This window comes from Streptomyces sp. col6 (assembly GCF_008042035.1).
Taxonomy (GTDB): Bacteria; Actinomycetota; Actinomycetes; order Streptomycetales; family Streptomycetaceae; genus Streptomyces.
The window spans coordinates 84,779-107,186 of the sequence record NZ_RDBL01000021.1 but is presented as its reverse complement, the minus strand read 5'-3'; the positions used below and the strand labels follow the sequence as shown (position 1 = coordinate 107,186).

The 22,408-nt window shown below is 70.1% G+C and carries 22 protein-coding genes and 1 pseudogene; 15 read left to right on the top strand and 8 right to left on the bottom strand.

All coding sequences use genetic code 11. The annotated features are described in order from the left end of the window. Positions 1-471: 471 nt before the first annotated feature. Entirely contained in the window at positions 472-1,071 is a 600-nt protein-coding gene (locus EAO73_RS26200; RefSeq protein ID WP_147974044.1) for a TetR/AcrR family transcriptional regulator, read from the bottom strand. 111 nt (positions 1,072-1,182) lie between these two features. Here EAO73_RS26200 and EAO73_RS26195 point away from each other — a divergent pair, with 111 nt between their 5' ends. Beyond that, a complete protein-coding gene (locus EAO73_RS26195; protein WP_147974043.1) occupies positions 1,183-1,755 on the top strand; it encodes a hypothetical protein in 573 nt (190 codons plus the stop codon). A 195-nt stretch (positions 1,756-1,950) separates the two neighbouring features. Here the strand turns inward: EAO73_RS26195 and EAO73_RS26190 are convergent, their stop codons facing one another. Together EAO73_RS26190 and EAO73_RS26185 are read right to left on the bottom strand one after the other, a co-directional pair. Further along, positions 1,951-2,634, bottom strand: a complete 684-nt coding sequence (locus tag EAO73_RS26190) for an ABC transporter ATP-binding protein (RefSeq protein WP_147974042.1) — start codon at positions 2,632-2,634, stop codon at positions 1,951-1,953. Continuing rightward, positions 2,631-3,409, bottom strand: a pseudogene (locus tag EAO73_RS26185) (FtsX-like permease family protein). The gene EAO73_RS26190 and the pseudogene EAO73_RS26185 overlap by 4 nt, the downstream one beginning before the upstream one ends. 115 nt (positions 3,410-3,524) lie before the next feature. On the opposite strand from EAO73_RS26185, the gene EAO73_RS26180 reads away from it, so the two are divergent. Then, complete coding sequence (locus tag EAO73_RS26180) at positions 3,525-4,115, top strand: TetR/AcrR family transcriptional regulator (protein WP_147974041.1); 591 nt, start codon at positions 3,525-3,527, stop codon at positions 4,113-4,115. 172 nt (positions 4,116-4,287) lie between these two features. Here the strand turns inward: EAO73_RS26180 and EAO73_RS26175 are convergent, their stop codons facing one another. From EAO73_RS26175 to EAO73_RS26155, 4 genes are all read right to left on the bottom strand, one after another. Continuing rightward, positions 4,288-5,022, bottom strand: coding sequence for a dienelactone hydrolase family protein (locus tag EAO73_RS26175; protein ID WP_147974040.1), 735 nt, complete (start codon positions 5,020-5,022; stop codon positions 4,288-4,290). Positions 5,023-5,414: 392 nt separating this feature from the next. Continuing rightward, positions 5,415-5,939, bottom strand: a complete 525-nt coding sequence (locus EAO73_RS26170; protein WP_224756455.1) for a hypothetical protein — start codon at positions 5,937-5,939, stop codon at positions 5,415-5,417. Between the two features lie 1,235 nt (positions 5,940-7,174). Continuing rightward, positions 7,175-7,840, bottom strand: coding sequence for a nitroreductase (locus EAO73_RS26160; protein ID WP_147974079.1), 666 nt, complete (start codon positions 7,838-7,840; stop codon positions 7,175-7,177). Between the two features lie 129 nt (positions 7,841-7,969). Beyond that, positions 7,970-8,377 (bottom strand): DUF4345 domain-containing protein, encoded by a 408-nt coding sequence (locus tag EAO73_RS26155; RefSeq protein ID WP_147974038.1) that lies wholly within the window; start codon positions 8,375-8,377, stop codon positions 7,970-7,972. Between the two features lie 84 nt (positions 8,378-8,461). On the opposite strand from EAO73_RS26155, the gene EAO73_RS26150 reads away from it, so the two are divergent. Together EAO73_RS26150 and EAO73_RS26145 are read left to right on the top strand one after the other, a co-directional pair. After that, complete coding sequence (locus EAO73_RS26150; RefSeq protein ID WP_147974037.1) at positions 8,462-9,079, top strand: TetR/AcrR family transcriptional regulator; 618 nt, start codon at positions 8,462-8,464, stop codon at positions 9,077-9,079. Between the two features lie 239 nt (positions 9,080-9,318). Then, positions 9,319-10,608, top strand: coding sequence for a haloacid dehalogenase-like hydrolase (locus EAO73_RS26145; RefSeq protein WP_224756454.1), 1,290 nt, complete (start codon positions 9,319-9,321; stop codon positions 10,606-10,608). Between the two features lie 75 nt (positions 10,609-10,683). Here the strand turns inward: EAO73_RS26145 and EAO73_RS26140 are convergent, their stop codons facing one another. Beyond that, positions 10,684-11,118 (bottom strand): hypothetical protein, encoded by a 435-nt coding sequence (locus tag EAO73_RS26140; protein WP_147974036.1) that lies wholly within the window; start codon positions 11,116-11,118, stop codon positions 10,684-10,686. A 100-nt stretch (positions 11,119-11,218) separates the two neighbouring features. Between EAO73_RS26140 and EAO73_RS26135 the strand changes: the two genes are divergently transcribed. The 11 genes from EAO73_RS26135 (at position 11,219) to EAO73_RS26085 (ending at position 22,398) form a co-directional block, all read left to right on the top strand. After that, positions 11,219-11,713: a hypothetical protein gene (locus EAO73_RS26135; RefSeq protein WP_224756453.1), complete on the top strand. Its 495-nt coding sequence runs from the start codon at positions 11,219-11,221 to the stop codon at positions 11,711-11,713. A 139-nt stretch (positions 11,714-11,852) separates the two neighbouring features. After that, positions 11,853-12,623 (top strand): GntR family transcriptional regulator, encoded by a 771-nt coding sequence (locus tag EAO73_RS26130; protein ID WP_147974034.1) that lies wholly within the window; start codon positions 11,853-11,855, stop codon positions 12,621-12,623. A gap of 158 nt (positions 12,624-12,781) precedes the next feature. Next, positions 12,782-13,906 (top strand): TIGR03364 family FAD-dependent oxidoreductase, encoded by a 1,125-nt coding sequence (locus tag EAO73_RS26125; RefSeq protein WP_147974033.1) that lies wholly within the window; start codon positions 12,782-12,784, stop codon positions 13,904-13,906. Positions 13,907-13,908: 2 nt separating this feature from the next. Continuing rightward, complete coding sequence (locus EAO73_RS26120) at positions 13,909-14,610, top strand: phosphonatase-like hydrolase (RefSeq protein WP_191134227.1); 702 nt, start codon at positions 13,909-13,911, stop codon at positions 14,608-14,610. Next, on the top strand, positions 14,607-15,746 hold the full coding sequence (locus EAO73_RS26115; RefSeq protein WP_147974031.1) for an ABC transporter ATP-binding protein: 1,140 nt from the start codon (positions 14,607-14,609) through the stop codon (positions 15,744-15,746). Before EAO73_RS26120 ends, EAO73_RS26115 begins: the two co-directional genes overlap by 4 nt. After that, on the top strand, positions 15,739-16,665 hold the full coding sequence (locus tag EAO73_RS26110; RefSeq protein WP_147974030.1) for a 2-aminoethylphosphonate ABC transporter permease subunit: 927 nt from the start codon (positions 15,739-15,741) through the stop codon (positions 16,663-16,665). The genes EAO73_RS26115 and EAO73_RS26110 overlap by 8 nt, the downstream gene beginning before the upstream one ends. Continuing rightward, positions 16,652-17,449: an ABC transporter permease gene (locus EAO73_RS26105; protein ID WP_147974029.1), complete on the top strand. Its 798-nt coding sequence runs from the start codon at positions 16,652-16,654 to the stop codon at positions 17,447-17,449. Before EAO73_RS26110 ends, EAO73_RS26105 begins: the two co-directional genes overlap by 14 nt. A 73-nt stretch (positions 17,450-17,522) precedes the next feature. Continuing rightward, entirely contained in the window at positions 17,523-18,578 is a 1,056-nt protein-coding gene (locus EAO73_RS26100; protein WP_147974028.1) for a 2-aminoethylphosphonate ABC transporter substrate-binding protein, read from the top strand. A gap of 136 nt (positions 18,579-18,714) precedes the next feature. After that, positions 18,715-20,208 (top strand): alkaline phosphatase family protein, encoded by a 1,494-nt coding sequence (locus tag EAO73_RS26095; RefSeq protein WP_191134226.1) that lies wholly within the window; start codon positions 18,715-18,717, stop codon positions 20,206-20,208. A gap of 168 nt (positions 20,209-20,376) precedes the next feature. Further along, positions 20,377-21,159: a DUF6193 family natural product biosynthesis protein gene (locus EAO73_RS26090; protein ID WP_147974027.1), complete on the top strand. Its 783-nt coding sequence runs from the start codon at positions 20,377-20,379 to the stop codon at positions 21,157-21,159. Positions 21,160-21,330: 171 nt separating this feature from the next. Next, positions 21,331-22,398 carry a glycoside hydrolase family 43 protein gene (locus EAO73_RS26085; RefSeq protein WP_147974026.1) on the top strand — a complete coding sequence of 356 codons (1,068 nt, stop codon included), beginning with the start codon at positions 21,331-21,333 and terminating at the stop codon, positions 22,396-22,398. Positions 22,399-22,408 lie beyond the last annotated feature (10 nt).

Sequence of the window (22,408 nt, the reverse complement as noted above, 5' to 3'; positions counted from 1 at the left end):
CCGTATGTCTCTGCGGGGACGGCGGCTGCCTGTGCTCCCACTCGTATCCGCACCGGTGCCGCAGCATCCGGCGTCCACCGCCGAGCGTCGCGCGCACCTCGATGTCCTCGTCGTCACTGCACAGCGGACACATGGCCAAGGACATGGCTACCCCCCAGTTCTCCGCAAGCCGCCGCCCGCCTCTGGGCCGGCCCCGCTCCTCCTGCGGTGTGCAGGGTGCGGTCGAGCGGCTGCAACGGTGGCGAGCGTACCCCTCGCATCGGACGCGGTGCCGCGGGTATCCGTGAGCCGAACGGCAGAGGCAGGCGGCCGGCGACGCACGCCCCACCCCACTCGGCACGTTCAGGGCCGGGTCCGGGATCCCTTGCTCCCACCTGGATCACCCGCGCGAGGCGCCACCCGTGACCGGAAGGCCGGTCTCGCCGGCCGCCCTCGCCGGTCACTCGGCCGGACTCACTCGGCCGGACTCACTCAGTCGGCCACGTGCGCTGCGGAGCGTGCCTGCAGAATGCCTTCGACGCCCTCGAGGAACGTCTCGGTGATCAGTCCGGGATCGGCGAGGCATCCCGCGGCCATGGCCCCGTCCCGCAGCATGACGAAGTGCCGTCCCGCCGCCTCGGCCGGCACGTCCCCGACCTGTGCCAGCAGGTACGTGACGGTGTCGAGGAACCACTGCCGGTGCGCGAGAACGGCCTGGTGGATCGGGTGCGAGGGGTCGGGGTACTCGGCCGCGGCATTGAGGAAGGCGCAGCCGCGGAAGCCTTCCGACCGGATGCCTTCGGCGATGGCCCGGCCGACCGCACGCACCTTGTCGCCCGGAGTTCCCGCGCTGTCCTGGGCGGCCGACAGCTGCGCTCTTATGCCGTGGTCCGCCTGTTCGAGGTACGCGAGGACGAGGTCCTCCTTGCCGGTGAAGTGGCGGTACAGGGTGGCCCGGGTCACCTGTGCCTCGGCGATGATCCGGTCGATGCCGACGGAGTGGATGCCCTCCGCGTAGAAGATCCTTACCGCCGTCCCGAGCAGCCGCGCTCGGGCCTCGGATGTGCTGCCTTCTTTTGTCTTCCGGCTCATGGCTCCCACTCTACAGCCGAGGGAGAACGTTCGGTCTTGACAGGTTGCCCCGAGCACCTGACGATATGAAGATACCGAACGTTCTCCCTCATCCAGGAAGGCGGCTTCGCCATGGACACCGTCGTCAGCCGGCCCGCTCCCACCGCACCGGCCCCGTTCTCGGCGCCTCTGCGCACCTTGTATCTCCTGCGGTTCGCGTTCGCCGCCGTCTGGGCGGCCCTGCTGTTCGCGACGGCCGACACGCTGGGCCCGCTCAACGGAACGCTGCTCGTGCTCTACCCGCTCTTCGACGCGGCCTGCGCGGTGGTCGATCTGCGGTCGACCCGGGCGGCCGGCGGTGCCGCCGCGAGGCTATGGGTGAACGTCGGCCTGAGCGCCCTCACCGGCATCGCCCTGGGGGCCGCACTCACCTCCGGCGTTCCGGCCGTCCTGCGCGTCTGGGGCGTCTGGGCCGTCACCGCGGGCATCGCGCAGCTCGCCGTGGCCCTGGTGCGGCGACGGATGGGCGGGCAGTGGCCGATGATCGTGAGCGGGGCCATCTCCACCCTCGCCGGCACAAGCTTCTTCCTTCAGGCCGGCAAGGAGGGCGCGACGCTCGCGAATCTGGCCGGGTACGCCTTTCTCGGGGGCGTCTTCTTCCTCGTCTCCGCGCTGCGCCTCGGGGCCGCGAACCGAAAGGACTGAACGCCCGCCCGTGCGACGGTCCCTTCCCGCCGGGTCGGGGCCGTCGCACCTTTCAAGGCGTTCGCCGATCGAGGACTCGGGGCGCGTCAGCGCTTCCCACCGCGCTGGCCACGGCTCTCGAACGAGCCTTCCCCCGCACAGCACGCCCCCCGGCACCGGGGGCTGCCCGGCTGGAGTAACGGCGCCGAAGGCGTCTCAGTGGACGATCGGCTTCTCGTCGGCAGCCAGTGCGGCCATGTCCACGACCCGGTCTGCGGCCTCCGCCACCACGGGGTCGTGCGTCGCCACGACCGTGACGCACTGGTCCTCGTGGGTACGTGCGGCGAGGAGCGCGGCCAGGTCAGCGGCCTGGAAGCGGTCGACGGCCGCTGTCGGTTCGTCGATCAGCAGGAGTTTCGGCGCGAGGAAGAGCGCCCGTGCCAGGGCGACACGCTGGCGCTCGCCTCCGGAGAGCTGTTCGGGGCGGTGCCGCAGGCGATGCCCGAGTCCCACCCGGGTCAGGGCCTCCTGGGCACGGGAACGGTGCGCACGCGGGCGGGCGCCGCGAATATGGACGGCGGCGAGCAACTGGTCGGTGGCGGTGAGGCCCGAGAGCAGGTTGCCGCTCTGGAACATGTAGCCGATCCGTTCGCGGCGGACCCTGGCGCGCTGGGAGTCGGAGAACCCGGCGAGGTCCTCGCCCTCCAGGAGCACCTGCCCCGAGGTGGGCCGCAGCAGCGCACCCGCGACGGCAAGCATGGTGGACTTGCCGGAGCCGGACGGGCCGACCAGAGCGGTCATCCGGCCGGGCTCGAAGGTCACGTCGAGCGCGTCAAGGACGGCGGTACGGGCGTCGGCGCGGCCGAACGCGACGGTGACGCCGGACAGTTCGAGGCTCATCGGTTGGCTCCCAGCATGGTCAGCGGGTCGGCTCGGGTGACCCGGCGCAGGGTCAGGGCGGTGCCCGCGAGGCCCACGGCCGCCACGGTGCACATGGTGAGGGCGAGGGAGGCCGCGGGCAGACTGAACGGCACCTGTTCGCCGACCAGCAGTCCGACCCCTGCTGCGAGGGCGGCGCCCACCGCGGTGCCGATGACGACGACCAGGGCCGCCTGGAGGACGGTGTGGGCGAGCAGCCGTCTGCGCGAGGCGCCCATGGCCCGCAGCAGAGCGAGCTCGGGCTGCCGCTGCACTGTCCACACGGCGAAGAAGGCCCCGACCACGAGGGGAGCGATCAGGCCTCGTCGGCGAGCTTCGCGGACATCACCACGCTGTCCGGTGCCTTGCCGCCGAGGCCCCGGCCCGTGGTGACGGAGGGGGCGAGGAAGGAGCCTGGCTCGACGCCGAAGGCGGCAAGGTCGACCTCGATGCCGCGGTCCGTCGTGCCGCGGGTGATGGAGACCCCCAGCGGAGTCGTCTGCGTGTCCGCGTCCGCGCTCCACGCGGTGGCGGTCTTCTCGTCGAGGAGGCTGCGGGCGAACTGGTCGGACCGGGCGTCCGAGGAGAAGACGAGCTGAGCGGCGGGCAGGCGGCGCAGCGCGGAGACGGTGTCGTCTCCCAGGCCGGCGGTGAAACCGGAGACGATGCCGACAAGTGCGGCGACGAGCACCACGACGGATCCCATGAGCAGGAAGCGTCCTCGGGCTGCGCGCAGCTCCAGCAGGGCCAGGAACACAGCGGTTCCTTTCGATGGATCGATGTTAGGGACGGTGCGTCGCCAACATAGATGATAGCGACGCAGCGTCCCCAAGTGGGCCGGTCCGGGGATCCGGGGCTTCTAGACTGGGGTGGTGCCCAGGATCAGAGCCGCCACGGTTGCCGAGCACCATGCCCAGCAACGACTGGCCCTGGTGCGGGCGGCACGCGCATTGCTGGAGAGCGGCGACGCCGGCGCCGTGACCTTCACCGCGGTCGCCAAGGCGACGGGCCTCGCCCGCAACAGCGTGTACAAGTACTTTCCGGGCCGTCCCGAACTACTCGCCGCGGTCGTCGAAGACACGATGCCGCGCTGGACAAACGCCATCCGGGCGGGCATGTCGGCGGCCCATACGCCCGAGGAGAAGATCGCCGCCTACGTGTCGTCGCAGCTCGACCTGGTGCGCGGAGGGGAGCACCGGATCGCCCAGGCACTGGCGGGGGTGCGGGACGCGGCGGTGGTGCGGGAGAGCGCGGTGCGCGCCCACCGGGAACTGCTCACCCCACTGACCGGGGCGCTGACGGAACTGGGCGAGGAGGACCCGCGGCGCACCGCGCTGCTCCTCCAGGGAATCGTCAACGCGGCCACGACGGCGATCGAGAACGGTGACGACGCGGCCGCTGTGACGGACCGGGCGGTACGCATGGCCGTCGCCGCAATCACCGGGACACTCCCGGGGCAGTGAGAGCCCGGGGCGGGGTGGGGCACGACTCGACTCGCGACGGCATCAAGGGACACGCACGGAGAGCGAGCCGCCGAACGGGCCGCGCCGACGGCTCATGCCGGCATTCCACCGTCTCCGGAGCACCGCCGGGGCTCCGGAGACGGTGTCTTCCACCTGATTCCCGGAAAGTGCCTCAGCTCTTGGTCAGGGCGCGGCCGAGAAGGGGCAGCAGGCGGTCCCAGTGGAGCTGTAGCGCAGCGGAGTTGAAGGCGTCGGTGTCGGACATGGTGAAGCCGTGCACGGTGCCGGGGTAGATCTCGGAGGTGTAGGCGACACCTGCCGCGTCCAGGACCCGGTTGAGCCGGCTGAGTGCTTCGGGCGTCAAGTCGCCCTCGGCGTGACCGAAATGGATCTCGGCGGTGAGACCGGCGAGGCTGTCGGGTCCGTCGGCGCCCACCGGGCCGTGGAATGCGGCGAGGGCGGCTACCTGGCCGGGATGGGCCGCGGCTGTGCGTGTCGCCAGCAGTCCGCCGATGCAGTAGCCGGTCACCGCGACCGGCCCGGCGCAGACCTCGGGCTGAGCGGTGAGGAAGGTGAGATACGCGTCGGCGTCACTCAGGACGCGCCGAGTGGTGTGCGCCTCGATCAAGGGCATCAGCCGGGCGACGACCGCGGGCCGGGCCTCCTCTCCGATGTACTCGGGAAGTTCGATCACCGGTGCCGGGCCGTTCCGGTAGAAGAGGTTGGGCACGAGCACGTAGTACCCGTGTCCGGCCAGTTCGCCGGCCAACTCCCGCAGCACGGGCCGGATTCCGAAGCCGTCCGCGTACATCAGCACCCCGGGGTGCCGCCCGCCGTCGTCGGGGAAGGCAGCGAACGCATCGGCCTGGCCGTCCGCGGTGGGAATCTGCAGCATCTTGATGGGCATGAATTCTCCTGTCGTGGTTGTCGTGTGGAGCTGCGATCAACACGACAGGAGGCGGAGCCCGCGCAGCAGCGCCGGTTCCTCGACTCAGCGGCGGGCCGAAACCGGCCCGTACGGCGCTCAGTGGAGCACCGGGTCACCCATCCGTGTGTGGCGCGATGCCGTCCCGGTAGTCATCGCTGCACAATATAGTTCACCGGACGCGGCTGATGCCGGCCCAGCGGGTCCGGACCTTCCCCTGTCGCTCGGAGGGGGCCATACTTCTCAAGCGTCCGCAACCTCTGGCGGCACGGAACGCCGCCTTCCGAAGCACGAAACCGCCCGCTGAAGGCCGGTTCCCGGTCGAGGATCCTCTGCGGACAGGGTCGATTCCCCCAAAGGTCCTGCCGGTTACGTCAGTTGGCGGGCGTGGAGTCCTTGGCCGCCTGGGCCTTCTTCACGCAGGCATCGTCGAAAGCGTTCAGACTGAGCACGGGGTCGTCGGCGAGCATGCGGTACTCCATGACTATGGTCCAGCCGAGCTTCTTGAACACCGCTTCCACCACGTCGACGGTGCCGTCCGGCGCCTTTCGCGTCTTGCGCTTCCTGTCCTCTGCCCACCCACGGCCGGTCAACGCGGCCGCCAGGGCGTCGGTCCGGTCCACGTCCAGTGGGGAGGCGGCCGTACCGAACCCCTTGTAAACGACGAAGCACGCAGCCATCGGGTTGTCGGACGACTTCAGCGTCGAACCCCATTCCGGATCGCTCGGCGGCGCCCCGACATCCCTGGTGATGCCGTCGAGCACCAGGCGCATCTTGGCCTTGGTGATTGCACCGGAGCCTTCCGGTCTCACCGCAACGGGGGCGGAGCGAGCCGCGAACGTCCTGTCCACATCCCGACCGATGCCGTCGCCCCCGCAGCCGGCCGCTCCGATCGTCACTGCCGCCGTGCAGACGACAGCCCACCCCACCCTCTTCACACGCATCCCCTTCATCACACGCGAGACGAACGCCCCCGCGCCATCGGGGAAGGAGTGTGACACGAGGCGCCCATGCCCCAGGACACAGGTTCGCCTCTCCGCTGCACTTGCGGACGCCGCACACTCCAGGGTGGGTAGCGTCACCCCCTTCGCGGACTCGGCCGGGTGTTGAGGACGGCGAGGCCGTCAGCGCGTGTCTCTTCGCTACGCGAAACGCCGGGCGACGATCACCTGCGTGGGGGATCAATGATGTGAGGAGCGCGCCACTCAGCTGATCAGTCACATCCCGGTCCCGCGCCGCGTCCAACCGCCCAGCCCGCAGGCCAATTCGGGTTCGGCTTGCCGTCGTTGCCCATGTGCGCCCGCCTCCAGATCCCCTTCCAGGGGGACGGCGTCTCCGGGACGACCCGGTGCCGCCGGCCGCACGGACATGGCGCCGACACCCACGCGCACCCGGGGCACAGCTCCACCCAGCCGTGCCCGGTGGAGTGCGACACCAGCGGTCTCTCGTCCCCGCAAGCGGGGCACCCGGAGAGGTCCGCGCCGTCCAGAATCGCGTTCTGCCGCCGGACGTAGTCCGGTAGCCGCAGTGACGGATGACGGAATGGGTCCTCGTACCAGCCGCGGTTCGGGCTCTCCCACCAACTCCGCAGCCACCAGGGTCGCGGACTCGCCACAGCCCGCCGCCCGGCCCGCTTCTCCGCCCGCCGTTGCACGGCGTACGCCTCCGCTCGTGCGAGCCACAGCACCCGCGCCTCGTGCAGCTCCTCCACCGCCCGCACCAGCGCCTCCGGGTCCGCCTCCAGCCGCCGGGGGATCTCGGCGCTGAGTGTGAGGTGGTGGTATGTCGCCCGTAGCCCGTACGGAGCAAATATCGTGAGGCAGGTGCGCAGCGCGCTGTGCCGCCGGTGGACAGGGTGGCGGGCGTCGTGCACGTGCGCTCGGTGGGTCAGGAAGCTGGTCATCGTGCGGGCGCCGGGTTCAGTGCCTGTGCCGGGGCAGCGGTGACGGCGGCCGCGTGTGCCGGCAGCCCCCTGTACCGCACGAGGTAGCCATAGGGCTCGTGTTCGCCAACCCGCCGGAGCGCGAAGTCGTCAGCGGAGATTTCCGGAACGGGTTGCATCACCATCACACGGGGATGATGCCGGACCCGCAGTTGTGCCGCCACGGGCTTTACGGATGGCCCGCCCTGACGGTCACAGTCCGACGAAGCTCACTGTTTCAGTCATGTCCGCCCGTCCGGTGCGCAGGCGTGGAGCGCCCTTCTTCTCGAATCCCACCGCGACACCGCAGAACAGCACCGGTGCGTCGCCGGCCCCGACCGACTGGCTGACGGTCTTGCGATACATCGTCCACATCACCTGGGGACAGCTGTGCAGACCCTCCGCCCTCAGCAACAGCATGACCGTCTGCACGTACATCCCCGCGTCCGCCCACTGGCCGGGCCCCATCTGCCGGTCCAGGTAGCAGAACAGCACGACCGGCGCCCCGAACGCCCCCGAGTTCAAGGCCGCGATCTTCGCGGGTCTGTCGGGGTCCTCGCGCTCGATGCCCAGCGCTGCGTACCGCTGGGCGGCTGCCTCGGAGAATCGGTCCAGATACGGTGAAGTCAGTTCGGCCGGATACATCGGATACTCCCGTTCATCACCGGGGTCTCCCGCCAGCGCCCTGGCCGTCGCACGCTTCTTCAGTTCGGCCAGGGGCTCGCCTGCCACGACATAGACGCGCCACGGCTGGAGGTTGCCGCTCGAAGGAGCCCGTGACGCCGTCGCCAGCACTCGTTCGAGTACTTCCTTGGGAACCGGCTCATCGCTGAACGCCCGGACAGCCCGACGGCTGTCCACCGCTTCATACACATCCACGTCCTCGGACTCCTCTCGATCAACGGCAGCCACCGCCTCTCTACCGTGTTCAACAAGAGGAGGCCATCGGCGGGACAGAGGCACGCGGCCGAGCGTGATCCAGGATCGTGGTGCGGCGATGCGCCGCCATCAACTGTCCGATGCCAAGGGGGACCTGATACGCCGTTGCTCGTCGGCGTCGGCCAGCCAGAACCACACCGGCGGCAGGACCAGTTCGATCGCGGTCAGCACCACCTGGAACGGGTGCGGCCAGCCGTGCGCCGCCAGGGACAGCAGCCGGCCCGCGGCACCCAGCAGGAAGACCGCCGCGAGCCACCGCACGACGCCTGCCGGGACGGGGTTCTGCCGGGCCGCCCACAGCCACGCCAGTCCGTAGCCGGCGAAGATCGCACCGAAGAAACGGCCCAGGCTGTCGATGGTCGCACCCGCGTCGGCCTCACCGGGGATCGCCGCGTTGCCGCCGATCACGTGGAACAGGCCGATCGCCACGCACGCAACTCCCGTCACCCAGGCCAACATCCGCAGCGCTCTGCTCATGACTCCCCCTGCCTTAGTGGACACGCGTCTACTAAGCACCACCCTAGAGGTCACTGCTAGACACATGTCAAGTAAGCTGCGCGTGTGCCGACCCGCCGACGCCTCAGTCCCGCCGACCGCCGCACGCAGCTGCTCACCGTCAGCGCGCGCTTGTTCGCCGCGGCCCCCTACGACGATGTGCTCATGGAGGACGTCGCGCGGGAGGCCGGGGTGTCCCGCGCCCTGCTCTACCAGCACTTCCCCAGCAAGCACGCCCTCTTCGCGGCGATGTACCAGCAGGCGGCCGACCAGTTGCTCGTGGCAACGCGGTTCGATCCGGACGCCTCGCTCGTCGAGCAGCTCACCCAGGGCCTGGACGCCCACCTCGACTACTTCATCGCGAACCGTCATGCCGTACTGGCCGCGAACCGCGTGCTGGCGGGCGACCCGGTCATCCAGACGATCATGACGAATGAACTCGACGCTCTGCGCTCACGCCTCCTCGGCGTGCTCCCGCTCGGCGACGAGCGCGTGCGCGACGCCGCCTCCTCGGCACTCAAGGCATGGCTGGTTTTCGTGCAGGTGCTCTGCGTGGACTGGCTCACCCGTGAGACCTGCACCCGCACCGAGTTGCGTGACACCTGCGTCGGGGCAGCGGTGGGGGCCTTGCGCCCGCTGCTCCCCGCGGACCCGGCTGCCGACCGGCCGGCCGCCTCGGGGTGAGAAGCGGCGGGCCCGAGGCAACCGCGTACGCGTCCACGCCGCTCCAGCAGGCGTGCTGCCGGTGACCGGAATCTGCCTCCTGGTCCGACTCACTGCCGCGTGCGACCTGCCGTCGGCGGGACTGCCCCGGGCACGGAAACACGCCGGAGCGACGCAAGGTGAGCACCCATCAGGTGACTTCCACGGAGGGAAGCGTGCCCCCTCTACATCACCGAAACATTGATGTACGGTCCACTCGCATGCGCACACGACTTGTTCTCGCGTGGACCTCAGCCGTGACGGCCGCACTCGCGGTCGCGACCGCGACCGGCCCCGTGGCAGCCGCCCCGGCCGATCGCGCGCCCGTGACGCCGACGGCCCGCTGCCCCCAGCTCTCCGACGACCTTCCCTGGTACGGCGGCAACCGAGCCCAGCTGCAGCGCGTGATCGACGAGCGCGGCACCTGCCACGGCAGGGGCGGGCCCCGCCCGGTCGCGGCGTTCGACTGGGACAACACCATCACCAAGAACGACGTCACCGACGCCACCATCAGCTGGTCCCTGCGGCACGACAAGATCCTTCGGCCCGCCCGTTGGAAGGACACCAGCACATGGCTGACCGACACCGCGGACAAGGCCCTCACCGAGGCCTGCGGAACCGAGGTGAAGGTGGGAACGCCGCTGCCCACCTCCACCAACGCCCGCTGCGCCGACGAGATCCTCCAGATCCGTGAGGACGGCAGCACGATGAGCGGCGAGGCCGCCTTCGCGGGAAAGTGGAACCACCGCCGTACCGTGCCGCAGTACGCATGGGTGCCGCAACTGTTCGCCGGACACACTGTCCCCGAACTGCGCGCGTACGCCGAGGCCGCCCGTACGGAGGCACTCGCCGCGCCCGTCGGCGCGACCCGCACCGTCGGCACCCATGTCCTCCCCGCCTACGTTCGGTACTACGACCAGCAGCGGGACCTCGTCCGGACGCTCCAGAGGGCCGGATTCGACGTCTGGATCGTCTCGGCCGGTTCGGAGCCGGTCACCGAGGTGTGGTCGCGCGGCATCGGCATCGACCGTGCGCACACCGTCGCCATCCGGTCCGTGCTCGACCGCAAGGGCCGCATCACGACCAGCAACGAGGGCTGCGGCGGCGTGGGCGTCACCGAGGGCGAGGCCATCCCGTACATCGACGGCAAGCGTTGCTGGATCAACCAGGAGATCTACGGGATCAAGGGCGCGGCTGCCTGGAACCGGCAGGCTCCCCACCGGCGGATCACGCTCGGCGGCGGTGACGCCGACACCGACGTGACGTTCGTCGGCGATGCCACGGGCGCGCACCTCGTGCTCAACCGCAACAAGAACGAGGTGATGTGCCGCGCCTACGACAACGCCGACGGGCGCTGGGTCGTGAACCCCATGTTCATCGAACCGCTGCCCCGCAGGACCACGGCCTATCCCTGCGCAACCAGCGCGTACACCGAACCCGACGGCACCCACGGCCCCGTGAGGCGTGGCGACGGCAGCGTCGTACCGGACCAGCAGGACACGGTGTACTGAGAGGTGATGCGCTCCGGCGCCGGCACCCCGTCCTGCCCGGCCGGGACGCGGGAACTCGGCCGGCGGTTGGCGTTGTCAGTCGGCCGTAGTGGGGGTCGGTCCAGGGCCTTCCGTTCGGAGTGACCCGGTGACGTGGCGCATGTGCTCAGGGGCGCAGGCAATGGTGAAGGGGGCGGTCCCGTCGTAGCACTCGGCGACGGACCAGGACGGGCGGATGATCCGGGGGTCCGATCGGGTCCGCTCGCGGACCCGGCGTATCTCGATGTGTTCGGTCGGCAGAGCGCGACGGCCGAGCGTCTTCAGCTCGGTGGGCGATACGTGCAGAGCAGTCCTGGAAGCCGCCAGGAAGACTATGGCCGGTCTGCAGAACGGGCGGTCGCCGAGGACGCATGCCTCGAACAGGATCTCGCTGCCCTCGGAAAATGCCCGGTCCTGAGCCCTGGTCCGGCGTTTCCCGACGGCTCCGAGGAGCAAGCGGCTCCCCACCATGTCGATCAGGAATCCGATCATCCGCGCACCCACTCATGGTTCGCGGCGCACACCCCCGCACGCCGCCCGCTGCAAGCGAAGGACACAGAATCCTCGCTCAGCGCGGTCGCCGCATCCCCCTGTGCTCGCAAGGCTCGCGCGTGGCCATGCGTTCGGTCAAGCATGCGACGATGCGTTCGTGGTGACAGATGCCGAGTGGACTCGAATGCGGAAGGGCCTGCGCTTCGGGCAGGTTTTCGAGGGCACGGTCGTGCAGGTTCCCCGGCCCGGCGCGATCGGGATCTTCGTGGACATCGGCCTGAGCGTCGGAGGCTTCGTCGACGTCCTGCTGCTTCCGGAGCAGAGCGAGGACTGGCTGGTGGAAGGCACGGTCGCGGATTTCGAGATCTGGTGGGCCGACAGTCGTCAGCAGATCCGGCTGAAGCCGGCCGACTCACGGTATCTGCGGTGCGACTTCGCCGACTTCGTGGAACGCGTCCGGCCCCATTGGCCGACCGAGATCGGTCAACCCGTTCGTGACCCCGGACCCCCGACGCTCGACGAGATGCGGTCGGCGGCGGACGCGGCTTCTGCGGCGGGTTCGGCCCGGAGGACACCGCCGGTGCCCGGGGCGTAGGCCGGAGCCCGGCATCGTCGTGAGGACGGCGTATCACACAGCCGATCCTGCCTTGTCGCCATGGAACAGTGCCGGCCCGGATGGCCGGTCAGCGGTGGCAGAGCCGCAGGCCCAGCCGTTCCCGTGCCACTATCGGCGGGTGGACTACCCGAACGATCAGGCACCCGGCGCACCCGTGCGCTCCGGCATCCCGGAGCATGGACGCATTCCGAAGTACTACGCGGTCAAAGCGCAACTCCTGTCTCTCATCGATGATTTGAGGGAGGGGGACACTCTCCCCACCGAGCGCGACCTGGCGCTGCGCCACGAGGTTTCACGGGAGACGGTCCGGCAGGCGCTTCGTGAACTGCTTCTGGAAGGGCGGCTGCGCCGTCAGGGGCGGGGGACCGTGGTGGCAGGGCCCAAGCTGGAACAGCCGCTGTCGCTGGCCAGTTACACCGAGGGCGTGCGCCGGCAGGGCCGGCGGCCGGGGCGGCATCTCATCGGTCTCGAGCGCTTCCCCTGCCCGACGGCGCTGGCCGCCGAGATCGAGGTGGAGCCCGGCGAACCCGTCTGGCACATGGAGCGGGTGCTGCTCGCCGACGACGAGCGGGTGGGGCTGGAGAGCACCTACGTCACGGTCGCCCGGGTGCCTGCCCTCGACACCGAGTTCGATCCGGATTCCTCCTTCTACGCCTACTTGACCGAGAAGCTCTCCCTGTCTTTCGGTGACGCCGACGAGCGGATCGAGACCGTGCTGGCGACGCCGCGTGAGGCACTGCTCATCGGCACTCCGCCCGCGCTGCCGATGCTGCTGCTGCACCGCCTGTCGCGCGATGCCGGAGGCCGTCCGCTGGAGCGCGTACGCACCCTCTTCCGGGGTGACCGGTTCTCCTTCCGTACGCACCTCGGTCACGAACGACCGCACTGACCGCGCGGACACCACGCCGGCGGTCGGAGCCGGTGCGGCGTTCACCTTCCCTAAAGTAACGGGAACATAACGGGTCTAGGCCAAACTTGCAGGCCCGTTCACTGTCCCGTTGCTCCCCGGACCGACCAGGGTTACCGGCCCCGAAGAGTGTTTCCGCCGTGAAGGTCATCGTCGTAGGAGCCGGCGTGGTGGGAACCATGCACGCCTGGCACGCAGTCAAGCGCGGCCACGAGGTCGTACAGATCGAGCGCGAGAGTGAGGCGCGCGGGGCATCGCTCCGCAACTTCGGACAGATATGGGTCAGCGGCCGGGCCGGTGGCGAGGAACTGGAGACCGCGCTGCGGGCGCGTGAGCTGTGGGAGGGCATCGGCGCCGAGGTGCCCGGCCTGGGCTTCCGCCCCTGCGGCTCGCTCACCCTGCTGCGCACCGAGCTGGAAGTCGCCGTCGCCGAGGCAGCCGTCGCCCGGAACGACGCCGCTGCCCGCGGCTACAAGCTGGTCACCGCCGACGAGGCCCGCGCGATCAATCCCGCCCTGCGCGGCGCGTTCGCCTCCGCCCTGTGGTGCGAGCGGGACGCGGCCGTTGAGCCCCGGACCGCTCAACTCGCGCTGAAGCGGGCGCTGCTGGCGTCCGGCCGGTACACCTTCCTCGGTGGCCGTGAGGTCCGCGAGGTGGTCGGGACCGCCTCGGTGCGCGACGACCACGGTGACGTCCACACCGGTGACGCCGTCGTCCTGGCGACCGGTGCCTGGCTGGGCGGCCTCGTGCGGGAACTGGCCGGACCCGGGCTGCCGGTGCGACGCGTCCGCCTCCAGATGATGCAGACCGACCCACTCGGCGACACACTCACCACCTCGGTCGCGGACGCCGACAGCTTCCGTTACTACCCGGCCTACGGCGGCCCTGCGCTCGACGCGCTCAACGACGGGCAGGCGCAGGCACCGACCGCGTCCGCACACCGGATGCAGCTGTTGATGGTGCAGCGCCGCGACGGCGGGCTGACCATCGGGGACACCCACGAGTACGAGCACCCCTTCTCGTTCGACACCGTCGAGGAGCCGTACGAACACCTCGCCGGCGTCGTCGAATCCTTCCTCGGCCGCCCGCTGCCGCGTATCCGGCACCGCTGGGCCGGGGTGTACGCCCAGTGCACCGACACCAGCCGCGTCGTCCACCGTCAGCAGGTGAGCGACGGGGTCTGGCTCGTCACCGGGCCCGGGGGGCGAGGCATGACCTGCTCCCCCGCCATCGCCGAAACGACCGCCGACGAACTGGGCTGGTGAAGATGACCACGCATGACCACTCCTACCGACTCGTCGTCCTGGACATGGCCGGCACAACGGTCGCCGACGGCGGCCTGGTCGAGCGGGCGTTCTCCGCCGCTGCCGGGCGCCTGGGCGTCGAGGCCGGCTCCGCCGACCATGCCGCGAAGCTCGACTACGTCCGCGCCACCATGGGCGAGTCCAAGATCTCCGTCTTCCGCCACCTCTTCGGGGACGAGGAGAAGGCGCAGCGCGCGAACCTCGTCTTCGAGGTGGCGTACGGCGAACTCGTCGACGGCGGGGCGATCTCGGCGATACCCGGCGCCCGCGAGGCCATCGATGAACTCCGCGCAGCCGGTCGCACCGTCGTCCTGTCCACCGGCTTCGCCCGCGTCACCCAGGACGCCATCCTCGCCGCACTCGGCTGGCAGGATCTGGTCCCGCTGACGCTCTGCCCGGCGGACGCCGGCGGCCGGGGCCGGCCCTACCCGGACATGGTGCTCGCCGCGTTGCTGCGTACCGGTTCCGTGGACGACGTACGGCGGATCGTGGTCGCCGGGGACACCTCGTACGACATGCTCAGTGGTGGACGCGCCGGGGCCGGCATCGTCGCGGGTGTCCTCACCGGCGCCCACGACGAGGAACAGCTGCTCCGGCACGGCGCCACCCATGTCCTCGGGTCCGTCGCCGAGCTGCCCGGACTGATCGCGAGGGCGGAGGCATGACGGCCGGGTCGGTCGGACCGGGCATCCGGTTCGACCAGGTCACCGTCGCCTACGACGGCACCGTGGTCCTCGACCGGCTCGAACTCACCGTCGAGCGCGGCGAGGTCGTGGCCCTCCTCGGGCCGTCCGGATCGGGCAAGACCACCGCGCTGCGCGCCGTCGCCGGATTCGTGCGCCCCGTGTCGGGGCGGGTCCACCTCGGTGACCGCGATGTCACCGCCCTGCCCCCGCACAAACGGGGCATCGGCATGGTGGTCCAGCAGTACGCCCTCTTCCCGCACATGCGGGTCGAGGACAACGTCGCCTTCGGCCTCAGGACCCGCAAGGTCCCCAGGGCCGGCATACCGGCGCGGGTCGGTGAGGCACTGGAGATGACCGGCATGAGCGCCTATGCCAGGCGCTACCCCCGGGAGCTCTCCGGTGGCCAGCAGCAGCGTGTCGCCATCGCCCGCGCCCTCGCGATCCGGCCGTCGGTACTGCTCCTGGACGAACCGCTGTCCGCCCTGGACGCGCAGCTCCGGTCCGGCATGCTGGCCGAACTCGCCCGTCTGCACCGGGAATTGCCGGAGGTCTCGATCCTCTACGTCACCCACGACCAGATCGAGGCGCTGACGCTGGCGGACCGGATCGCGGTCATGGACCGGGCCAGGCTCCAGGACTGCGGTACGCCGCAGGAGCTGTACCGGCGCCCGCGCACCGAGTTCATCGCCTCGTTCATCGGCAACGCCAGCCTCCTGCCGGTCCGCGTCGGCCCTGGTGGGGACACCGTCGACTTCGCCGGGCACACCCTCGCCACCACCGGCGGCGCCTGCCACGCCTCCGGGGCGAGCGCCACACTCTGTGTACGGCCTCACCGGGTCGGGATCGGGGACGGCCCCAACGCACTGACCGGCACCGTCGCCGACGTCCAGTGGCGCGGGGACACACACCGCCTCTGCATCGACGTCTCGGGGCACCGCCTCACGGCCGACGTGCGCGAGCTGCGCGAGACACCGGGCCCCGGTGACCGGATCACCGTCCACTTCGCCGCCGAGGACGCCGTCCTGCTCCCGGGCGCGGCGGCCGCCGTAGCCGACGCCCCGGTCAAGGAGCCCGCAAGTTCGGCGGCCGGGCCGTCCGGAGGGCTCCATGGCTGACGCCTCCCCCGTCCCCGTACTGAAGCCAGTCGGTCCCCGGGTCTCGCCGCCCAGCACGGGACCCGGGCCGCAGGCGCCGTCGGCCTCTCGTGAGCCGCGTCGCGCGCCGGCTTTCCTCTGGGCGTTGCCACCGGTCGTCGCGCTCGCGCTGGTCTTCCTCCATCCGCTGTTCCTCGTCGTCCGGCAGTCCGTCAGCCCGGACGGGGGCGGCTTCTCGCTCGCGCCGTACGCCGACGTCTTCGGCTCCGAGTCCTTCCGCTCCGCGCTCCTCACCACGGTCTGGCTCTCGGCGGGCTCCGCGGCCGGCTGTCTCGTCCTCGGCCTCGTCCTGGCCCTGGTCATCGCGTTCGTCCCGTTCCCCGGTGGGGGTTTCGTCGCCAGGTTCATCGACGTCTTCCTCTCCTTCCCGTCCTTCCTCATCACCCTGGCTCTGCTCTTCGTCTACGGGAACGCCGGCATGGCGAACGGCGTCTGGACCGACGTGACGGGAGCGGCCGAGGGCCCCTTCCACTTCCTGGGCACACCCTGGGGAGTACTGCTCGCGGAGATCACCTACTTCACTCCGTTCGTGATGCGCCCGCTGCTGGCCGCGTTCTCGCAGCTGGACACCGCGCAGATCGAGGTCGCCTCCTCGCTCGGTGCCGGGCCGGTCCGGATCGTGCGCCGGGTGATCCTCCCCGAGGCGCTGCCGGCGCTCGCGGCGGGCGGCAGCCTCGTCCTGGTGATGTGCCTCAACGAGTTCGGCATCGTCCTCTTCACCGGGGCCAAGGGCGTCACCACCCTCCCGATGCTGGTCTACAGCGAGGCGATTCTGGAATCCGACTACCCGACAGCCTGTGTGGTCGCCGTCGTCAACATCGCGATCTCCGTGGGTCTGTACGGCCTGTACCGGGTGGTGAGCCGACGTGTTGGTGCATAGCAGGGCCGCCCGGTGGGCGATCCGCCTCGTCTTCTTCCTTCTCTTCCTGCCGCTGTTCGCGGTGCCGCTGCTGGTCATCCTGGCCGCGTCACTCGCCACCAACTGGTCCGGCGCGTTCCCCTCCGGCCCCACCGCCGAGCACTACGCCGCCGCCACCAGCGGGGACGCGCTGCGGGCGCTGACCACCAGTCTCCTCACCGCCCTCGCCGCCGGGCTACTGGCCCTGCTCGCCGGCAGCTGGGCGGCCATCGCCGGAGCATGTCTCGGCAGGCGCGGCAAGCGGTTCATGGACGCGCTCTTCGTTCTGCCGGTCGCCGTGCCGTCCGTGGTCGTGGGTCTGTCGGTCCTCGTCGCCTTCAGCCGGCCGCCCCTGCTGCTGAACGGGACGCCCTGGATCGTCATCCTGGCGCACACCGTTCTCGTCACCGCGTTCGCCTACCAGTCGGTGTCGGCGGCCCTCGTGCGGCTCGACCCGGTGTACGTACAAGCGGCGGCCAGTCTCGGCGCCGGCCCGGCGTACACCCTGTGGCGGATCAAGCTGCCGCTCCTGCTGCCCTCGCTCACCGCCGCTGCGGGGCTCTGCTTCGCCCTCTCCATGGGGGAGTTGAGCGCCACGATGATGCTCTACCCGCCGGACTGGACACCGCTGCCCGTACAGATCTTCGCCGCGACCGACCGCGGCTCGCTCTTCACCGGCGCCGCCGTCGCCACGGTTCTGATGGCCGCGACGCTGCTCGTACTGCTCGCCGTCTCCCGTATCCGTACCAGAGCCTCCTATCGCTGACCGACGGGCCGGGCCCACCGGTGAACGCCTCTCGCACCCACACTCTTTCTCACGTATCAGGAGTCACACACCCATGCGCAACCATTTCACGTCGCTCGCCGCCGTCACCGGCTGCCTGGCCCTCGCTGCCTCGCTCTCCGCCTGTGGTTCCTCCTCCGCCTCGGACCGGAAGGTCGTGACCGTCTACAGTGCCGACGGCCTGAAGGGCGAGAAGAACGACGGGTGGTACGACAAGGTCTTCGCCGACTTCGAGAAGAAGACCGGCATCAAGGTCGAGTATGTCGAGGGCGGTTCGGGCGAGATGGTCCAGCGCGTCCAGCGCGAGAGGACCAACACCCAGGCCGATGTCCTGGTCACCCTGCCGCCCTTCATCCAGCAGGCCGACAGCAAGGGGCTGCTGGCGAAGTACGCACCCGCCGGCTCCGACCGGGTGGACGGCGCCGACAAGGCACACACCGGCACCTGGACCTCGGTCGTCAACAACTACTTCGGCTTCATCTACAACAAGAAGGAGCTGAAGGAGGCACCGAAGTCGTGGGAAGACCTGCTGGATGCCTCCTACAAGGAGAAGGTCCAGTACTCGACGCCGGGTGTGGCCGGCGACGGTACGGCCGTGCTCATCAAGGCGATGCACGACTTCGGCGGCCAGGAGCCGGCGATGGCGTATCTGAAGAAGCTCCAGTCCAACAACGTCGGTCCCTCGGCCTCCACCGGCAAACTCGCCCCCAAGGTGGACAAGGGCGAACTGCTCGCGGCCAACGGCGATGTGCAGATGAACTACGCCCAGTCCAAGGACATGCCGAACCTCGGCATCTGGTTCCCGGCGAAGGGCGACGGCAGGGCAACCACCTTCGCCCTCCCCTACGCAGCCGGTCTCGTCGACAAGGCACCGCACACGGAGAACGGCAAGAAGCTGCTCGACTTCATGCTCTCCGAGGCTGCGCAGAAGAACGTCAGCGCCATCGGCGGCGGCTTCTCGCCCCGTACGGACATCGAGGCCACCGACGCCGACGCCGAGGCACTCGCCGAGCTGATGAAGGACGTCGACGTCTTCGAACCCGACTGGCCGGCCATCGCCGCCGGTCTGGACTCCTACGTGGACGCCTGGAAGTCGGCAACCGGCAGCTGAGCGTCGCCCGTTGTTCCACCGCAGAGGTATGGACCCACGACGAGTTGTCGCGGAATGATAACGGGTCTGGACCCGCGTACGGTGCTCTGTCATCGGCGCGGGCCCGGCACCCCCACACGATCACGGAGGCTCTTCCATGTCCGCTGGACCGTCCCGCCGCACAGTGCTTCTCTCCGCGGCCTTCGCCGCTGTCGCGACGCCCCTCGCCGCCGTCACCGCTCATGCGGCGGCCCGCACCCCGAAGGTGCTGGTCATCGGTCTCGACGGAGCGCTCCTCGGCCGCATCAAGGACGCCTCGACGCCCCACCTCGACGCCCTGATGGCGGGCGGCGTCACCGCCGCCAGCCGCATCTACGCGGATCCGCTGGCCCCCACCCTGTCCGGCCCCGGCTGGTCGACGATCCTCACCGGCGTCTGGCCCGACAAGCACCTGGTCAAGGACAACGCGTTCACCGGCCACGCCTTCGCCAGGTACCCGGACTTCCTCACCCGCGTCGAGACGGCGAAGCCCGCCCTCTCGACGTACGCGGTCTCCTCCTGGGCCCCGATCACCGACACGGTCTTCTCCTCCGCCGTCGACACCCGGGTCTCCACGCCCTCCGCCGAGTACGACACCGGCACGACCAGCCGCGCCGTGGCCGAGCTCGGAGGCGGCGACCGGGACGCGGTCTTCGTCCACCTCGACAACATCGACCACGCGGGCCACAGCTACGGTGCGGCGAGCAGCCAGTACCTGACGGCGATCCAGACGGCCGACGCGCAGGTCGGCCAGATCATGGCCGCCGTCACGGGCAGGTCCACGTACGCCTCCGAGGACTGGCTGATCATGGTGACCGCGGATCACGGCCACACGGACGCGGGCGGCCACGGCGGGAACACCGATCCCGAACGGCAGACCTTCCTCATCGCCAAGGGCGGCACCATCACGGCCGGCACCACCCGGTACGACATCAAGATGCCGGATGTCGCCGCCTCCGCCCTCGCCCACCTCGGCGTCACGATCGACGCCGCCTGGGGCTTGGACGGCCGCCCGCTCCAGACGCCCGTGCCCGACGCATTCGACACTCTGCGCCCGCAGTTGGCCACGCGCGTCGACGAGACGGGCATCGCTGCGGGCGTCACCGGCTTCACCCACACTCCGCCCGCCGGCTGGTCCGTCGAGAACGCCGCCATGGGCACCGGCGGTGTGACGGAGTGGCGCGGCTGGTCCTTCACCACCGACGAGTTCTGGACCGCCGCCGAGCGGGGCCAGCAGCGGGAGTCGAACATCCGCGCCCGCAACGTCTTCGCCGTGGCCGACGGCGACGAGTGGGCCGACAAGTCCTTCACCGGCACGTTCGACTCCACCCTCGTCAGCCCGGCCTGGGCGGTCACCGGCGGATCCACCGCCGTCCTGCGCTACACCACCCTCTACCGCCAGGAATCGCCGCAGAAGGGCGAGGTATCGGTGTCCTGGGACGGAGGAACCCCCGTCACCGTGAAGACCTACTCCGCCGATGCCTCCTCGCGCGGCGAGGCCATCACCCTCCAGGTCCCGGCCGGTGTACACAGCGCCCGCATCCGGTTCCGCTACACGGGCGGCAACAACTGGTTCTGGACCGTCGACGGGGTGTCCCTCGACGCCTCCTGAGGCCGAAGGCGGACGCCTGCGGGCCGTCGGGGGATTGCCGGACCTTGTGCGGCCGATGGAGGTGTCCGCGGCCTCCGGGGCGATCCGGTCCGGCTGATGGACGTGGCTCGGCCATCGCTTTCCCGTAGGCCGACGCCTGGTGGCGGCCGTTCTGGCAGGATCGATCGCATGTCCGAGCAGCAGCCAAATGTGGCACCGCCCAGCGCCACCGATCCCCTTGACAGGGCGCCATTGCCCGGCGCCACCCAGTTCATGCGCGAGTACGTGAGGGACTATCCCGAGGTCGTGAGGGCGGGCTCGTTGCAGAGTGCTCTCCAGGCGGAGGCGGATCGCGGGGGCCACGAGCTCACGATCGAGCTGACGGCCTCGCCGGGCTGGCGGCGTGTGGCCGCGAAAGCGGAAGCGGACGGCCGCTCGACGTATGTCCTGATGGCCCGCGACGAGCGCCTCTTCCTGGTCGACTGCTGGACCCACGGCATCCAGATGGCCTCGGGCAGCACGCAGGACCTGTCCGAGGTCGCCGGAGCCATGCAGTCCTGGCTTCGGACATCCGAGGTGCGCGAGTTCGTCGAACAGTGGACTTTCCTGCGTACCTGGGAGCTGGCCGAAGCCCACGAGCGCGGCGAAGCCATACCGGCACGATGGCGGGTGATGCGTAAGCACGCCGCCATGTCCGCCGCACGCGAGCAGAGAACCGATTGGTGGGACCTCGTCGAGGCCGCGTTCGAACAGCCGCGGCTCCGGGCCCTCTCCCCCGGACGGGCCATGTACTGGTTCACCCTCAGCCGCCGGGCAGCACCGCCCGTGTGCCACGACCTCCCGAGGGCCAGACCGCTCGGCGACGGCCGCTTCGAGGTCAGGTTCGCCGACGGCCGGCTGCAGGAGGTCAACGGTGCGACGACCACCATCGCGACGATTCTGGACGGCCTGCCCGACGACGCCGCCCCCTAGCCGACGGGCCGGGGCAAGGGCCATTGCGGACGGGACGTCGAGGCGCGGTCGGATTGCTTTGACTCGGCCGGCCGAGAAGGACGCAGGTGATTGACATGCTCACGCCGCTTTCTGGATAGGGTCAGGATGTCAGCCCGCCCCCGCGACGAACCCGCACGGGAAAGAGGAGCCATGAGACTTCCTCGTACATCCGTCATCACAGCCTTTGCGCTGTCGGTGCTCCTGGCACTCACGATGTCACTGATGACCGCCCCATCCGCCGAGGCCGGCCAGACCGCCATTCGGGGTGCCGACCCCAGCGTGCTCCGCGTCGGCGGGACGTACATCTCGGTCCAGTCGACCGGTGCCGGGATCAGTGTCCGGCAGGCCTCCTCCACCGGTGGTCTGGCGTCCGCCACGGCCCGGCAGGTGTGGTCCGACACCGGGAATCTGGGTGAGGTCTGGGCGCCGGAGATCGTGCGGGACGGGGGCCGTTACTACATCTACTTCTCGGCCGGCCGCGGGGCCGCCCACCGGATGTACGTGATCGGCTCCGCCGCCCCGGACAGCGGGTACGGCGCCGCGACGAAGCTCGCCCTCCCCGACGACAAGTGGGCCATCGACGGCACCATGTTCACCTTCAACGGCCAACGCTGGTTCGTCTGGTCGGGCTGGGCCGGCAGCACCAATGTCGAGCAGAACCTCTACATCGCGCGGATGAGCAACCCGACCACCCCCACGGGCGCGCGGTACATCATCTCCCAGCCGAGGGAGAGCTGGGAGCGCGTCGTCGGCAACCCGTTCATCAACGAGGGACCCGAAGCGATCAAGGACCCGAACGGCCAGCTGCACATCACGTACTCCGCCAACGGCAGTTGGAGCGAGCAGTACTGCATCGCGGAACTGCGGCTCCGGGCGGGTGGGGACCCGACGTACGTCTGGGACTGGTACAAGTCCAACGGCTGTCTGTTCGGCTCCAACGGCGCGACCATGATGGCCGGTTGGGACCCCACCCTGCACGTGAACGGCCCCGGCCACCACACCTTCGTCCTGCTCGACGGTGACATCGGCACCAGCCCGCCGGCCGGACCCACCTTCCCGCTGATGTTCCACGCGGTCCCCAAGGGCACCCCCTACAGCTGGGAGAACCGCTCCTGGTACACCGGTTCCTTCTGCTGGTGGGGGAACACCACGTACAGCCGCGCCAACGTGCCCGGCCCGAACACGGACACGGGGTGGAGCCTGAAGTTCTTCGAGTGACCCCGTGTCG

What these genes read in the sequence shown, in the direction of transcription:
- EAO73_RS26200 (WP_147974044.1), bottom strand. Translation starts at nt 1,071, where the DNA reads ATGAGCCGGAAGACAAAAGAAGGCAGCACATCCGAGGCCCGAGCGCGG.
- EAO73_RS26095 (WP_191134226.1), top strand. Translation starts at nt 18,715, where the DNA reads ATGTCCGCTGGACCGTCCCGCCGCACAGTGCTTCTCTCCGCGGCCTTC.
- EAO73_RS26110 (WP_147974030.1), top strand. Translation starts at nt 15,739, where the DNA reads ATGGCTGACGCCTCCCCCGTCCCCGTACTGAAGCCAGTCGGTCCCCGG.
- EAO73_RS26190 (WP_147974042.1), bottom strand. Translation starts at nt 2,634, where the DNA reads ATGAGCCTCGAACTGTCCGGCGTCACCGTCGCGTTCGGCCGCGCCGAC.
- EAO73_RS26175 (WP_147974040.1), bottom strand. Translation starts at nt 5,022, where the DNA reads ATGCCCATCAAGATGCTGCAGATTCCCACCGCGGACGGCCAGGCCGAT.
- EAO73_RS26100 (WP_147974028.1), top strand. Translation starts at nt 17,523, where the DNA reads ATGCGCAACCATTTCACGTCGCTCGCCGCCGTCACCGGCTGCCTGGCC.
- EAO73_RS26155 (WP_147974038.1), bottom strand. Translation starts at nt 8,377, where the DNA reads ATGAGCAGAGCGCTGCGGATGTTGGCCTGGGTGACGGGAGTTGCGTGC.
- EAO73_RS26115 (WP_147974031.1), top strand. Translation starts at nt 14,607, where the DNA reads ATGACGGCCGGGTCGGTCGGACCGGGCATCCGGTTCGACCAGGTCACC.
- EAO73_RS26140 (WP_147974036.1), bottom strand. Translation starts at nt 11,118, where the DNA reads ATGATCGGATTCCTGATCGACATGGTGGGGAGCCGCTTGCTCCTCGGA.
- EAO73_RS26145 (WP_224756454.1), top strand. Translation starts at nt 9,319, where the DNA reads ATGCGCACACGACTTGTTCTCGCGTGGACCTCAGCCGTGACGGCCGCA.
- EAO73_RS26090 (WP_147974027.1), top strand. Translation starts at nt 20,377, where the DNA reads ATGTCCGAGCAGCAGCCAAATGTGGCACCGCCCAGCGCCACCGATCCC.
- EAO73_RS26085 (WP_147974026.1), top strand. Translation starts at nt 21,331, where the DNA reads ATGAGACTTCCTCGTACATCCGTCATCACAGCCTTTGCGCTGTCGGTG.
- EAO73_RS26195 (WP_147974043.1), top strand. Translation starts at nt 1,183, where the DNA reads ATGGACACCGTCGTCAGCCGGCCCGCTCCCACCGCACCGGCCCCGTTC.
- EAO73_RS26120 (WP_191134227.1), top strand. Translation starts at nt 13,909, where the DNA reads ATGACCACGCATGACCACTCCTACCGACTCGTCGTCCTGGACATGGCC.